Annotated in this window: 12 protein-coding genes, 1 rRNA gene and 1 other annotated feature; all 13 genes read right to left on the reverse strand. The window is 37.3% G+C overall.

Features of this window, described 5'->3' with window-relative positions:
• The 13 genes from cysS to rrf all read right to left on the reverse strand — a co-directional run bounded on the left by cysS (position 1) and on the right by rrf (position 14,177).
• Positions 1-1,398, reverse strand: a complete 1,398-nt coding sequence (gene cysS / locus AC22L0_RS28445; protein ID WP_000152276.1) for a cysteine--tRNA ligase — start codon at positions 1,396-1,398, stop codon at positions 1-3.
• The gene (gene cysE / locus AC22L0_RS28450) at positions 1,379-2,044 is read right to left on the reverse strand and encodes a serine O-acetyltransferase (RefSeq protein WP_000476497.1); all 666 of its coding nucleotides are present in this window, start codon (positions 2,042-2,044) and stop codon (positions 1,379-1,381) included. Before cysE ends, cysS begins: the two co-directional genes overlap by 20 nt.
• A 150-nt stretch (positions 2,045-2,194) precedes the next feature.
• Positions 2,195-2,442: a binding site (T-box leader), on the reverse strand.
• Between the two features lie 47 nt (positions 2,443-2,489).
• The gene (gene gltX, locus AC22L0_RS28455) at positions 2,490-3,947 is read right to left on the reverse strand and encodes a glutamate--tRNA ligase (RefSeq protein ID WP_000415143.1); all 1,458 of its coding nucleotides are present in this window, start codon (positions 3,945-3,947) and stop codon (positions 2,490-2,492) included.
• An 89-nt stretch (positions 3,948-4,036) separates the two neighbouring features.
• A complete protein-coding gene (gene ispF, locus AC22L0_RS28460; protein ID WP_000488388.1) occupies positions 4,037-4,513 on the reverse strand; it encodes a 2-C-methyl-D-erythritol 2,4-cyclodiphosphate synthase in 477 nt (158 codons plus the stop codon).
• Between the two features lie 116 nt (positions 4,514-4,629).
• Positions 4,630-5,310, reverse strand: coding sequence for a 2-C-methyl-D-erythritol 4-phosphate cytidylyltransferase (gene ispD / locus AC22L0_RS28465; protein ID WP_000288286.1), 681 nt, complete (start codon positions 5,308-5,310; stop codon positions 4,630-4,632).
• Positions 5,311-5,326: 16 nt separating this feature from the next.
• A complete protein-coding gene (locus tag AC22L0_RS28470; RefSeq protein ID WP_000919677.1) occupies positions 5,327-6,436 on the reverse strand; it encodes a PIN/TRAM domain-containing protein in 1,110 nt (369 codons plus the stop codon).
• A 160-nt stretch (positions 6,437-6,596) separates the two neighbouring features.
• On the reverse strand, positions 6,597-7,670 hold the full coding sequence (gene disA / locus AC22L0_RS28475; protein ID WP_000392158.1) for a DNA integrity scanning diadenylate cyclase DisA: 1,074 nt from the start codon (positions 7,668-7,670) through the stop codon (positions 6,597-6,599).
• A 3-nt stretch (positions 7,671-7,673) separates the two neighbouring features.
• Positions 7,674-9,050 (reverse strand): DNA repair protein RadA, encoded by a 1,377-nt coding sequence (gene radA / locus AC22L0_RS28480; RefSeq protein ID WP_001085202.1) that lies wholly within the window; start codon positions 9,048-9,050, stop codon positions 7,674-7,676.
• Positions 9,051-9,145: 95 nt separating this feature from the next.
• Positions 9,146-11,581 carry an ATP-dependent protease ATP-binding subunit ClpC gene (clpC, locus tag AC22L0_RS28485; RefSeq protein ID WP_000971187.1) on the reverse strand — a complete coding sequence of 812 codons (2,436 nt, stop codon included), beginning with the start codon at positions 11,579-11,581 and terminating at the stop codon, positions 9,146-9,148.
• A 22-nt stretch (positions 11,582-11,603) separates the two neighbouring features.
• Positions 11,604-12,668: a protein-arginine kinase McsB gene (mcsB, locus tag AC22L0_RS28490; RefSeq protein ID WP_000050842.1), complete on the reverse strand. Its 1,065-nt coding sequence runs from the start codon at positions 12,666-12,668 to the stop codon at positions 11,604-11,606.
• A gap of 4 nt (positions 12,669-12,672) precedes the next feature.
• The gene (mcsA, locus tag AC22L0_RS28495) at positions 12,673-13,221 is read right to left on the reverse strand and encodes a protein-arginine kinase activator protein McsA (RefSeq protein ID WP_000128398.1); all 549 of its coding nucleotides are present in this window, start codon (positions 13,219-13,221) and stop codon (positions 12,673-12,675) included.
• Between the two features lie 170 nt (positions 13,222-13,391).
• Positions 13,392-13,853 carry a transcriptional regulator CtsR gene (gene ctsR, locus AC22L0_RS28500; RefSeq protein ID WP_001244565.1) on the reverse strand — a complete coding sequence of 154 codons (462 nt, stop codon included), beginning with the start codon at positions 13,851-13,853 and terminating at the stop codon, positions 13,392-13,394.
• Between the two features lie 208 nt (positions 13,854-14,061).
• Positions 14,062-14,177 (reverse strand): 5S ribosomal RNA (rrf, locus tag AC22L0_RS28505).
• Positions 14,178-14,179 lie beyond the last annotated feature (2 nt).

A 14,179-nucleotide genomic window follows, 5' to 3' on the forward strand; every position in this document is an offset into this window, starting at 1 on the left:
TTATCCTCTTTTCCATCTTGTACCTTGAGCGGTATCTTCTAAAATAATATTACGTTCTTTTAAATCGTCACGAATTTGATCAGACAATGCGAAATCGCGATTTTTACGAGCTTCAATGCGCTTTTGGATAAGCTCTTCAATTTCTTCATCCAGTAATTCTTCTTTTGATAATTCTAATCCTAAAATATCAAATAACGTTTCCAGTTGTTTTACGTATGCTTCAATCACAACTTTAGATGTATGTTCTTCAAGTAAATATTGATTTGCATGATTTGCTACGTTGTATAATTCGGTAATTGCATTTGCAGTGTTAAAGTCATCATTCATTGCCTCTTCAAATGCAGTCTGGAATTTCTCTATTTCAGCTAACCATTTCTCATTATGGTCCGTTAAATCCGTACTACTCTCCATACGATGCTTTAAGTTTCCATAAGCTGTTTTAATTCTTTCCAGTCCATTATTCGTACTTTGTAATAACTCTTCACTAAAGTTAATCGGGTGACGATAGTGTACTGATAACATAAAGAATCTAATTAACTGCGGGTCGTATTGCTTAATAATATCGTGAACTAAAATAAAGTTACCCAGCGATTTAGACATCTTCTCATTGTTAATATTAATATATCCATTATGCATCCAGTAACGTGCAAACGTTTTTCCAGTCAATGCCTCTGACTGCGCAATTTCATTTTCATGATGCGGGAACGCCAAGTCTTGCCCACCAGCATGAATGTCAATTGTATCCCCTAAGTACTTACGCGCCATTGCTGAGCATTCAATATGCCATCCTGGACGTCCTTGCCCCCAAGGGCTTTCCCAGAAGATTTCTCCTTCTTTCGCAGCTTTCCATAAAGCAAAATCAAGAGGGTCTTGTTTCTTTTCCCCTACCTCAATACGAGCACCGTGACGTAAATCTGCGATTGGTTGATGTGATAATTTACCGTAACCTTCGAATTCCTTCGTCTTAAAGTACACATCACCCTCTGATTCATATGCATACCCTTTATTCACAAGTTCTTGAATAAATTCAATAATGATATCCATATTTTCTGTTACACGAGGATGAACTGTTGCGTGTTTGCAACCTAGTGCTGTTACATCTTCAAAGTACGCTTCAACAAAACGATCAGCAATCGTTGGTACATCTTCACCTAATTCATTTGCCGCTTTAATTAATTTATCATCTACGTCCGTAAAGTTAGATACATATTGCACATCGTATCCTTTGTATTCTAAATAACGACGCACTGTATCGAATACCATAGGAGGTCTTGCATTCCCAATATGAATGTAGTTATAAACTGTAGGTCCGCATACATACATCTTTACCTTATTTTCTTCTAATGGAACAAACTCTTCTTTTTGACGTGTTAACGTATTATAAATGTGAATAGTCATTTTTATCCTTCCTTTCTACCTTTAATTCCAATTGTTTCTTCAATTTATCAAGTTCTACTTCCATAGCCTTTAATTTATCAAAAATCGGATCTGGAAGGTCAGAGTGATTTAATTCTTGACCAATCTTTACTCCATTTTGAATAACGACACGGCCAGGTATACCTACAACTGTAGAATGTGCAGGAACTTCTTTTAATACGACAGACCCTGCTCCGATTTTAGAATTCTCTCCCACAGTAATAGACCCAAGAACTTTAGCACCCGTCGCAATTAATACATTATCCTGAATTGTTGGGTGCCTCTTCCCTTTTTCTTTTCCTGTACCACCTAATGTAACCCCTTGATAAATCGTTACATTATCACCAATTTCACAAGTTTCTCCAATTACAACTCCCATTCCATGATCTATAAAAAAGCGTCGACCAATAGTTGCTCCTGGATGGATCTCAATGCCAGTAAAAAAGCGGCTCACTTGTGAAACAAAACGTGCAAGAAAGAAAAAATTTCTTTTATAAAAAGCATGTGCAATTCGATGGGCCCAAACTGCATGTAATCCAGAGTAAGTTAAAATGACTTCGAAATAACCTCTTGCCGCTGGATCCTGTTCAAAAACGACTTCAATATCTTCCCGAAGCCTCTTAAACATCGGTGTTCCCTCCCCTTTATGGGCTGCTTTTTTGTCGAACGAACTAACTCCCCTAACTCATCACTTCTCCCCTAATTCTTTATATAAGGAGATAAATTCTATATTCATACCTATTTACACGGTATAAAAAAAAGGCGTCTCTGTCATATTGACAGAGACGCCTTTTAAGCGCGGTTCCACTCTGTTTAGGCTTAAAAAAAGCCTCAAACTCATCCATGATAACGGTGTACACCGCTTCTGCTTACTTTGCGGCCTAAGACATCCCACGAAGCAATTCGCTGTTCAGCAGAAGACTCGAAGGGGCATTTCAAAAATCCGCTTATAAACCACTCCCAGCCTAAAGGTGGTTCTCTCTGTAAAAAGCCTGATTTTCTACTTCTCCTTCTCGTCGCTTTTCCTTATTAGGTTTTAGGTATACTTATTATATTTCTAAACCTAGAAAATGTTAACCAATTACTTTTTGAAGACGATTTAAAACTTTTTCTTTTCCAAGAAGTGCAATAGCATTCGGAAGCTCTGGACCATGCGTTTGTCCTGTAGTTGCAACACGGATTGGCATAAATAAATTTTTACCTTTATGTCCTGTTTCCTTTTGAACTGCTTTAATCGCTGCCTTAATTGCTGCTGGCTCCATTGCTTCTAGAGCTTCTATTTGACCAGCAAATGCACGAAGTACTTCAGGTACTTGTTCACCATTTAATACTTCTTGTCCTTCTTCTTCATAATCAACATGATCTTTAAAGAACATTTCAGAAAGCTCTACAATTTCAGCTCCAAAACTCATTTGTTCATGGTATAAAGCAATTACATCACGAATCCAAGCTTGGTCTTGTTCGCTTAAAGTTTCTCCCACACGTCCAGCTTTCACTAAATGCGGTAAGCTTAACTCTACAACCGTATCTAAATCTTGCTTTTTCATATACTGGTTGTTCATCCATTTTAGTTTTTGAGAATCAAATAATGCAGGTGATTTTGATAAACGAGCTGCATCGAACATTTTGATAAACTCATCTTTAGAGAAGATTTCTTCTTCTCCTACCGGAGACCAACCTAGTAGTGCAATAAAGTTAAAGATTGCTTCTGGAAGATACCCAAGCTCTTTATATTGCTCAATAAATTGAATAATAGATTCATCACGCTTACTTAACTTTTTACGACTTTCATTAACAATTAGAGTCATATGACCGAATTGTGGAATATCCCAGCCGAAAGCTTCATAAATCATCATTTGTTTCGGTGTATTTGAAATATGATCATCACCACGAAGTACATGTGTAATTTCCATTAGATGATCATCTACTGCTACTGCAAAGTTATAAGTTGGAATTCCATCTTTTTTCACAATAACAAAATCACCGAAATCATTTGAATGGAACGCAACTTCATCTTTTACAATATCTTTGAATGTGTAGTCACGATCAGCTGGTACACGGAAACGAATACTTGGAATACGTCCCTCAGCTTCAAATTCTTTCACTTGTTCTTCAGTTAATTCACGGTGGTTACCTGCGTAACGAGGTGTTTCACCGCGAGCGATTTGTCCTTCACGCTCTGCTTCTAGCTCTTCTTCTGTCATATAACATTTATAAGCTAGACCACGCTCTAATAAATCTTCATATAATTTTTTATAAATATCTAAACGCTCTGTTTGGCGATATGGTCCAAATTCACCACCAACATCAACACCTTCATCCCAGTCCATACCGAGCCATTTCAAGTATTTTAATTGGCTTTCTTCTCCACCAGCCACGTTACGTTTTACATCAGTATCTTCAATACGAATAATAAATTTGCCATCTAAATGACGAGCAAATAAATAATTAAATAATGCCGTACGCGCATTTCCGATATGTAAGTGTCCTGTTGGACTTGGCGCGTAGCGCACTCTCACTTGCTTTTCCATAATTGGTACACCTTCCATTCTTAATGTCAACACATTCTATAATTGTACACCAAAAAAATGTGATTATCCATCTTACGAATTAAAAACCATTATTTTTTCTGTAATAAAACAACCGCTTGAGAAGCAATCCCTTCTTCTCTACCTGTAAATCCTAATTTTTCTGTTGTTGTTGCCTTTACATTAATGTTATTGATAGACGTTTCTAACAGTTCACTAATGCGCTTACGCATGCTCTCAATATGTGGTGCCATTTTTGGTTTTTGAGCAATAATTGTACAATCTAAATTTCCTAACTCGTAACCTTGTTCACGCACAAATTCCCAAACTTTTTGTAACAATACAGCTGAATCTGCATCTTTAAAAGCTGGGTCTGTATCAGGAAAATGCTTTCCGATATCTCCTGCTGCAATCGCACCTAAACATGCATCAGCAATCGTATGTAACAATACATCTGCATCTGAATGACCAATTAATCCTTTCTCGTGTGGAATTGTAATTCCACCGATAATCAACGGACGCCCTTCCGCAAATTCATGTACATCAAAACCTTGTCCAATTCGAAACATCCTTACTTCCTCCTTAAGCTAAACTACTGAGCTTTATGACTCTATATTATATCGCTATCCTTATAAAGAAAAGCCCGGCTGTTGCCGAGCTTTTCTTTATTAACACATCATCAACGTTATTTCTTCTGAACACGAAGGAAACTTTCAGCAATTAGTAGATCTTCCGGAGTCGTCACTTTAATATTATAGTAACTCCCCTCCACTACACCAACTTGCTTCCCAACGCGTTCTACGAGACTTGCATCATCTGTGCCAAGAAAACAACTTTGCTTTGCGCTTCTATGAGCTTCTAGCAAAAGAGAAACAGAGAATCCTTGTGGTGTTTGTACAGCGTTAAGTTGAGACCGCTCTACCGTTTCTACAACAACACCCTGCTCTACTTTCTTAACAGTATCTTTTACTGGCACTGCACAAATGGAAGCTCCATATTTTTCTGCTGCAGTTAATACATCGCGAATCACTTTATTCGTTACGAACGGGCGCGCCCCGTCATGAACAAGAACATATTCGACACCACTCGCATACTGAAGTGCGTTATATACGCTATCTTGTCTTTCGGCTCCACCCTGAATAAATTGTACCTGCTTTTCAATCTGGTACTTCTGCATCAACTCTTCAAAATACGGGCGTTCTTCTTCGTTAATTGCCATAATAATACTTTTGCACGCTTTATCTTTTTCAAAAGCACGCAATGTGTGCACAATAATTGGTACTTCATCTATAAGTAAAAATAACTTATTTTTACCAGCACCCATTCGTTTCCCTTGGCCCGCTGCCGGAATAATTAATGTATACATATTAATAATCCTCTACTTATAATGCTTTTTCTAGCAATTTACGTTTTGCGAAAATCATACGACCAGCCGATGTTTGTAATACGCTAGTAACAAGTACATCAAGTTGTGAACCCACATACTCTCTACCATCTTCTACTACAATCATCGTACCATCATCTAAGTATGCAACACCTTGATTCTGTTCTTTACCATCTTTCACAACATAAACACTTAATTCTTCACCAGGGAGTACGACTGGTTTAATCGCATTAGCTAAATCATTAATGTTTAACACCGTAACCCCTTGTAATTCAGAAACTTTGTTTAAATTGAAATCGTTTGTTACTACAGTTCCACCAGTGATTTTTGCCAACTTTACAAGCTTGCTATCTACTTCTTGGATATCATCGAAATCGCCTTCATAAATTTCTACCGGAATTGGCATCTCCTTTTGAATACGATTTAAAATGTCTAGCCCTCTGCGGCCACGATTACGCTTTAAAGCATCTGAAGAATCGGCAATATGCTGAAGCTCTTCTAATACGAATTGCGGAATGACAATTGTTCCTTCTAAAAACTTTGTTTGGCAAATATCTGCAATACGTCCGTCAATAATTACACTCGTATCAAGAATTTTCCAATGAGTCGTAGATTTTTCTGCTTCGACCTCTACCTCTTCATTCTCACTATTGTTTTTCTTCTTACCTCCGCGTTGGGGTAATGTAAATAATCCTAGCAATTCATTCCTCTTTTTAAACCCTACTTGGAATCCTAAATATCCAAGTAAAAGGGTGAAGAACACTTGCAACACCGTACTAATAACTGGAATTGTAAATTCACGAATTGGTATCAAAATTAAATATGCAACAATAAGACCAGAGATTAATCCTAATGTACCAAATAAAACATCTGCTACAGGCGCCTTTACAAGAGCCTCTTCAATATGCTTAATAAGTTGAACAATATAATCTACAAGCCAAAATGTTGTTAAAAATAAAATAATTGCACCAATAATTGCACGAACATACGATCCTTCCAACAAAGGAACCGCACCGATATCTAATACATTAATAATTTTTGGGATTAAGTAAATCCCTAACGCTCCCCCGATCACTAAAAAGAAGAGCTGTACAATCCGTTTTAACATCCAACCACCTCCTACTCATTATTAACCATTGTTTCGCTAATCAAAACGCCGAATGCAAAAGCGGACGTGTTTTTTTGTAAATAGTTTTATTTACCAATATATCATATCATATACCAAAAATGTTCTAGTGTCGTTATATTATAGAATCAATGTAATATTCTTAATTGTGTCTACTCATATAGAGATGCTCTTGAATTCTTTTTAGACCTTCTCGTATTTTCTTCGCTCTCACTTCTCCAATTCCTTCCACATCATCCAATTCATTAATAGTTGCTCGGCAAACACCTTGCAATGTTTTAAATCGATTAATTAAATTCTCGATAATAAGTGGCGGAACACGAGAAATCTTGCTTGTGATTCGGTACCCTCTAGGTGTCACACTTTCTTCTAAACTTGTTTGTCCTGGATACCCAAGTAATTTAACTAAATCACTATCCTCTAAAAGTTGTGTATTTGCAAGATCTTGTAACTTTTTCAAGATTTGATGATGGTCTTGTGTTTTCTCCTGGTGATAATCTTTAATTAACAATGCTGCCTCTGCCTCTAAATCAGCTAGTAATTCTGTAAGCTGTAAACGAATTAACCTACCTTCTGTTCCTAGCTCATGAATATAGCTCAATATTTCATTTTTTATACGCAGCACCATTTCAACACTATGTAAAACGTGAACCACCTCGGACATTGTAACGACCTCTTCAAATTCTAGAATACCCAAATTCGTAATGCCGTCATTCCATACAGCCTTATATTTTTCTAGCGTTTGAATTGCTTGATTTGCCTTCGTTAAAATGACACCTATATCTTTTAGTGTATAACGTAAGTTCCCTTGATATAGCGTAATTACATTACGTCTTTGTGAAATGGCCACAACAAGGCTGCCCGTCTGCTTTGCTACACGCTCTGCTGTTCGGTGACGCATACCTGTTTCAATAGAATCAATAGATGAATCCGGAACTAACTGTGCGTTTGCAATTAAAATTTTACTTCCAGTTTCATTTAAAATAAGTGCTCCATCCATTTTTGCTAATTCATATAAACTAGCAGGAGAGAATGCGCAATTAATATGAAAACCACCATCAACAATGCTTTTAATCTGCTCATTATACCCAAGAACAATTAGTCCCCCTGTTTGTGCACGAAGTACATTATCTATCCCTTCGCGCAGTGGTGTTCCCGGGGCCACGAGCTGTAAAATATTAATTATACTTTTGACACGTTGCTTATTTTCTTCCATAGCCTAGCCTCCTAATGTCAAACGAAGCGCTTCTCCTAAATTAGAAACACCTACAACCTCAATCCCCTCTGGAATTGTCCACCCCCCTAAATTTTTTCTAGGAATGATAGCACGTTGAAATCCTAATTTAGCTGCTTCTTGTACACGTTGTTCGATTCTTGATACTCTTCTTATTTCTCCAGTTAATCCAACTTCTCCTATTACCGCATCAGTTGGTGCCGTAGATTTATCTCTAAAACTTGAAGCTATACTTAAGGCAACAGCTAAATCAATTGCCGGTTCATCTAATTTCAAACCACCAGCTACTTTTAAATACGCATCTTGATTTTGTAATAGTAAACCTGTTCTTTTCTCTAGTACCGCCATAATAAGCGAGACACGATTATGATCAATTCCTGTCGCCATTCTTCGAGGATTTCCAAAACTAGTAGGGGAAATTAATGCCTGTATTTCTACTAAAACTGGTCTTGTTCCTTCCATTGAGGCAACTACTGTTGAACCTGCAACTCCAACTGGTCTTTCCTCAAGGAAAATTTCAGAAGGATTTAAGACTTCTGCAAGGCCAAGTTCTTTCATTTCAAAGATACCCATTTCATTCGTAGAACCAAAACGATTCTTTACAGCTCGTAAAATACGATATGTATGGTGTCGATCTCCTTCAAAGTAAAGAACTGCATCGACCATATGTTCTAACATACGCGGCCCCGCAATTGCACCTTCTTTTGTCACATGTCCTACGATGAAAATTGGGATTCCCTTTGTTTTTGCAAGTTTCATTAATTCTGCTGTACATTCACGTACTTGCGCCACGCTACCAGGAGCTGATGTCACCTCAGGTAAATGTATCGTTTGAATAGAATCAATAACAACAAAAGCAGGATTCATCTCTTCAATATGTGCTGCAATACGCTGTAAATCTGTCTCTGATACAACAAATAGATTACTACCATTTACATGTAAACGATCTGCACGAAGTTTAATCTGCTTTGCTGACTCCTCACCTGATATATACAATACATCATATGAAGCATCTGCTAATTGCGAGGAAATCTGTAATAATAACGTTGATTTTCCAATCCCAGGGTCCCCACCAATAAGTACTAAAGATCCATCTACAATTCCGCCACCTAGTACACGGTTAAACTCCTGAAATTTTGTTTCAATACGTGCCTCAGACTTTGTTTCTACTTCTGTAAGACGTCTTGGTTTTGTTACTTCTGTTTGAATTGCATTTGCATAATTTAGGCGTCTGGATGATACAACGGGTTCCATCTCTTCAACAAGCGAATTCCATTGACCACACCCTGGACATTTACCCATATATTTTGGTGATTGATAACCACACTCTTGACATGTGAATTTTGTTTTCTTTTTAGCCATATCTTTTTATATTTCACTTCGCTTTCATCTATAAACATTTGACCTTCTCGTACAAGAAAGAGGGCTATCTCGTAGCCCTCTTAGTTTGTCTATACTTATTTTACCTTTTCAGCACTATGAATGACAAATGTTTCCCCTTCTACATCAAAGATAACTTTTTGTCCTTTCTCAATAGCACCTTTTAAAAGTTCTTCCGATAGTCTATCTTCTACATGCTTCTGAATTGCTCTACGTAGTGGACGAGCACCATATTCACGATCAAACCCTTTATCAGCAATAGCTGCAATCGCTCCTTCTGTTAATTGCAATTCAATTTCTTGTTCTTTTAAGCGATTCACTAACTGATTTACCATAAGAGTCACAATTTCTTGAATATGTTTTTTCTCAAGCATATGGAATACGATAATTTCATCAATACGGTTTAAGAATTCTGGACGAAATGCCTTTTTCAGCTCATCCATTACTTTACCTTTCATATCCGAATAATCACGGCTTTCATCTTGTACGTTAAATCCAAGATGTTTGTTACGTTTTAACGCCTCAGCACCAACGTTAGACGTCATAATAACAATCGTATTACGGAAGTCAACTGTACGTCCTTTAGAATCAGTTAAACGACCATCTTCCAATACCTGTAGTAAAATATTAAATACATCAGGATGCGCCTTCTCTACTTCATCTAATAGGACAACTGAATACGGCTTACGACGAACCTTCTCTGTTAATTGTCCGCCTTCTTCATACCCAACATATCCTGGAGGAGAACCAACTAAGCGAGAAGTTGAATGTTTCTCCATATACTCAGACATATCAATGCGAATCATTGCATCCTCATCACCGAACATAGATTCTGCCAATGCTCTTGCTAATTCTGTTTTACCTACACCTGTTGGCCCTAAGAAAATAAATGAACCAATTGGACGTTTCGGATCTTTCAGTCCTGCTCTTGCACGACGAACAGCTTTCGCTACAGCCACTACCGCTTCATCCTGGCCGATGACACGATCATGAAGAATGGATTCTAAGTTTAATAATTTATCAGTCTCTGTTTGTGCAAGTTTAGAAACAGGGATACGTGTCCATGTAGAAACGACATTTGCAATATCTTCTACCGTAACCTCTGAATTTTCTTTTCCTTGTTGTTCTTTCCACTGACGCTTTGTATCTTCCAATTTCTCACGTAAGCGTTGTTCCATATCACGTAAGGAAGCAGCCTTTTCAAACTCTTGACTTTGTACAGCCGCATCTTTTTCTTTTCGAATTTCCTCAAGATTCACTTCAAGCTCTTTTAAGTTTGGTGGTGTTGTATAAGAACGTAAGCGAACCTTTGAAGCAGCTTCATCAATTAAATCAATTGCTTTATCTGGTAAGAAACGATCCGTAATATAACGATCGGAAAGTTTCACAGCTGCATCAATTGCATCATCTGTAATAGACACACGGTGATGGGCCTCATAACGATCGCGTAAACCTTTCAAGATTTGAGTTGATTCTTCTAGACTCGGCTCATCAACATGAATTGGCTGGAAACGTCTCTCTAAAGCTGCATCCTTTTCAATATATTTACGATACTCATCTAAAGTTGTCGCACCAATACATTGTAATTCTCCGCGTGCTAAAGATGGTTTTAAAATATTTGATGCATCGATTGCACCTTCTGCTCCACCTGCACCGATTAATGTATGAAGTTCATCAATAAATAGAATAATATTCCCTGCTTGACGTATTTCATCCATTACTTTCTTTAAACGATCTTCAAACTCACCACGATATTTCGTCCCAGCTACCACTGTTCCCATATCTAGTGTCATAACACGCTTATCTCTTAACGTTTCAGGAACTTCATTATTTACGATTTGCTGTGCTAACCCTTCAGCAATTGCTGTTTTACCTACACCAGGCTCTCCAATTAACACTGGATTGTTTTTTGTTCTACGGCTTAACACTTCAATTACACGTTGAATTTCTTTACTACGTCCAATAACAGGATCCAAACGATTCTCACGTGCAACAACTGTTAAGTCGCGCGCTAAACTGTCTAGTGTCGGTGTATTGGCATTTGTCGATGAACCACCTTGGTGACCTGAACTTGCCTCGTTACTTCCAAGAAGTTGTAACACTTGTTGTCTTGCTTTGTTAAGGCTGACGCCTAAATTATTTAAAACACGTGCCGCTACACCTTCACCTTCACGGATTAAGCCAAGTAAAATATGTTCTGTTCCAACGTAAGAATGTCCTAGCTTACGCGCTTCATCCATAGACAATTCAATAACTTTTTTAGCACGAGGTGTATAATGTACAGTTTGAGAAGCTTCTGTTCCACGTCCAATTAACGCTTCTACCTCTTTTTGCACTTTCTCCGGGCTCAATCCAAGAGCAATTAACGCTTTTGCTGCAATTCCTTCACCTTCGCGTACAAGCCCAAGTAAAATATGTTCTGTTCCAATATTATTATGCCCAATGCGAATTGCTTCCTCTTGAGATAAAGCTAATACTTTCTGTGCTCTTTCTGTAAATCTTCCAAACATCATAGAAATCGCCTCCTACTTGCGCTTAGTTTTTTTCAATACGTAATCGCTCACGGATTAAGGTTGCTCTTCGATAATCTCTTTCTTCTGGTCCTAAAGGTCCTCCTGCGTATTGTTGTAAAATACCTGGTTGCGTAAGAACCATTAGCTCAGTCAAAATATTTCTCGATATACCTTTTATATATCCTAGATCAATACCAAGTCGTACATCCGATAAGCAAGTTGCCGCTTCTGCAGATTGAATTAAACGACTATTTGCTAGTATACCGTAAGAACGATAAACCTTATCTTCAAGCTCAATACTCGAATTTTGTACAATTAATTCTCTGGCCAATTTTTCTTGTTGTATAATTTGCTGCATGACACTCTTTAAATCTGCAATAATATCTTCTTCGGATTTCCCTAGCGTCATTTGATTTGATACTTGAAATATATTACCTAACGCTTCGCTACCTTCACCGTATATTCCTCTTACTACTAAACCTAATTTTTGAATTACTTGTATAATACGGCTAATTCTTTTTGTTAAAACCAGCCCTGGTAAATGAATCATTACAGAAGCTCTTAATCCTGTACCAACGTTAGTAGGACAACTCGTAATATATCCAAGTGATTCATCAAAAGCATATTCAACCTCTTTCTCAATCCAATTATCTATTTGATTGGCGCTTTGAAGCGCCTTTGATAACTGTAGTCCTGGAAATAGGCACTGAATCCTAATGTGGTCTTCCTCATTAAGCATCACACTAATGTGTTCGCTTTCTGATAACAGACATGCTCCATATTCAGTCCCTGCTAGATTTGGACTAATTAAATGCTTTTCGACTAAAACTCTCCTTTGAAGAGGCGTTAATTCATTCATTTTTAATAGTCCAAACTTCCCAAAGGGCTCTACCGCTTTATTTATAAATTTCTTTTTAAATAATTCTTGAACCTTTTGAGCTTCCTCTTCGTTTTGCATAGTAGAAAATTGATATTGCTTAAAATTACGAGCCAAACGAATTCGACTACTTAAAACAATATCAGAATCAGGGCCATCCCCCTTCATCCATGGACTAATCGCTTCATTCATAATTTTGTCCAGTGACATAGAACTACTCCCCCTCTCTATGCTCACTAAGCTGAGTTTCAAGCCCTCGAATTTCATCTCTTACCTCAGCAGCTTTCTCAAACTCCTCATTCTGTACATATTGTTTCAGAATAAGTTTTAGTTCATCTAATTCTTTCTTTAAGTGGATATTTCCTTCCATTCGTTCCGGAATTTTTCCACAATGTTCTGTATGTCCACCATGAAGTCGTTTTAACAATGGGTTTAAGTGTCCTTTAAATGTATCGTAACAAGAAGCACAACCAAGGCGTCCCACCTTTGTAAAATGTTCGTATGTCATCTTACAACCTGGACATCTTATTGTATTTGTATTTGAAAACCCGTTTTTTCCTTCTCCAAACATTGTTGATTCACCGTGTAATAAACCAGCAAATACATCATGAAATGAAAAGTTAGACTGTGATGATTGAAAGAAAGACGTATAGCCACTTTGCTCTGCACATTGCTCACAAAGATGAACTTCCGCCTTCTTCTCGTTGATTACTTTTGTATAATGTAAAGTTGCTGGTCTTATATTACAGTTTTGACAAGTCATCAATATCCCCACCTTTACAACAGGAACGATCTACCTCATGATACTTTTCATACATTACTAGATTGTCCTCTTTCCTTAATCCATTTAGATAAAAGTACATGCTCTTTTTCAAAACTTCTACAATATTTAACTGCCCTATCTTAATTATCATTCTTTTACAAAAGCTGTATTTATTTATATTTCAGTGTTCTTAACATTGCGCATAATATTCGAGCCCTAAGTTCATCTCGAGAAGGAATATCCATTGATAATACAGAACGATCTAGTACACTTAACATTAGTTTTGCTTCACGGCCTGTTATGATTCCCTCTTCTAATAAACGTATAATCATACTCTCTGCATTCCCTTGTGCAACGCTATGATCAATCATATGAAGCATTTGATCAATAATGTCTATATCATCATGCAGTTTGACTTTTATAATGCGAATGTAACCTCCTCCACCACGTTTACTTTCTACTACAAATCCTCTTTCTAATGTAAAACGGGTATTGATTACATAATTGATTTGAGATGGTACGCACTCGAATCGATCCGCAATCTCATTTCTTTTGATTTCAATCACATTATTATTACTTAAGTCAATAACTTGCTTTAGATATTGCTCAATGATATCAGATATATTTCTCATTTATCCGCCACCTTTATTGACTTTGACTATCTTTGACTTTAATTATATACGTATTAATAAAATTTGCAACTCTTTTGCTTATTCACTATCCTAGCCACATTCCCCTGCATTTAATCAAAATAGTAATTATTTAAGGACATTTTTTTAATTACTATGGATTATAAAAGAAAACACGAAAAAACACGAGTCATTTGACTCGTGTTTAGTTGCTTGGCGACGTCCTACTCTCACAGGGACAAGGTCCCAACTACCATCGGCGCTAGAGAGCTTAACTTCCGTGTTCGGTATGGGAACGGGTGTGACCTCTCTGCCATCATCACCAAACT

The organism is Bacillus sp. LQ01 (assembly GCF_057624735.1).

What these genes read in the sequence shown, in the direction of transcription:
- radA (WP_001085202.1), bottom strand. Translation starts at nt 9,050, where the DNA reads ATGGCTAAAAAGAAAACAAAATTCACATGTCAAGAGTGTGGTTATCAA.
- clpC (WP_000971187.1), bottom strand. Translation starts at nt 11,581, where the DNA reads ATGATGTTTGGAAGATTTACAGAAAGAGCACAGAAAGTATTAGCTTTA.
- ctsR (WP_001244565.1), bottom strand. Translation starts at nt 13,853, where the DNA reads ATGAGAAATATATCTGATATCATTGAGCAATATCTAAAGCAAGTTATT.
- gltX (WP_000415143.1), bottom strand. Translation starts at nt 3,947, where the DNA reads ATGGAAAAGCAAGTGAGAGTGCGCTACGCGCCAAGTCCAACAGGACAC.
- AC22L0_RS28470 (WP_000919677.1), bottom strand. Translation starts at nt 6,436, where the DNA reads ATGTTAAAACGGATTGTACAGCTCTTCTTTTTAGTGATCGGGGGAGCG.
- ispD (WP_000288286.1), bottom strand. Translation starts at nt 5,310, where the DNA reads ATGTATACATTAATTATTCCGGCAGCGGGCCAAGGGAAACGAATGGGT.
- mcsB (WP_000050842.1), bottom strand. Translation starts at nt 12,668, where the DNA reads ATGTCACTGGACAAAATTATGAATGAAGCGATTAGTCCATGGATGAAG.
- mcsA (WP_000128398.1), bottom strand. Translation starts at nt 13,221, where the DNA reads ATGACTTGTCAAAACTGTAATATAAGACCAGCAACTTTACATTATACA.
- disA (WP_000392158.1), bottom strand. Translation starts at nt 7,670, where the DNA reads ATGGAAGAAAATAAGCAACGTGTCAAAAGTATAATTAATATTTTACAG.
- cysS (WP_000152276.1), bottom strand. Translation starts at nt 1,398, where the DNA reads ATGACTATTCACATTTATAATACGTTAACACGTCAAAAAGAAGAGTTT.
- cysE (WP_000476497.1), bottom strand. Translation starts at nt 2,044, where the DNA reads ATGTTTAAGAGGCTTCGGGAAGATATTGAAGTCGTTTTTGAACAGGAT.
- ispF (WP_000488388.1), bottom strand. Translation starts at nt 4,513, where the DNA reads ATGTTTCGAATTGGACAAGGTTTTGATGTACATGAATTTGCGGAAGGG.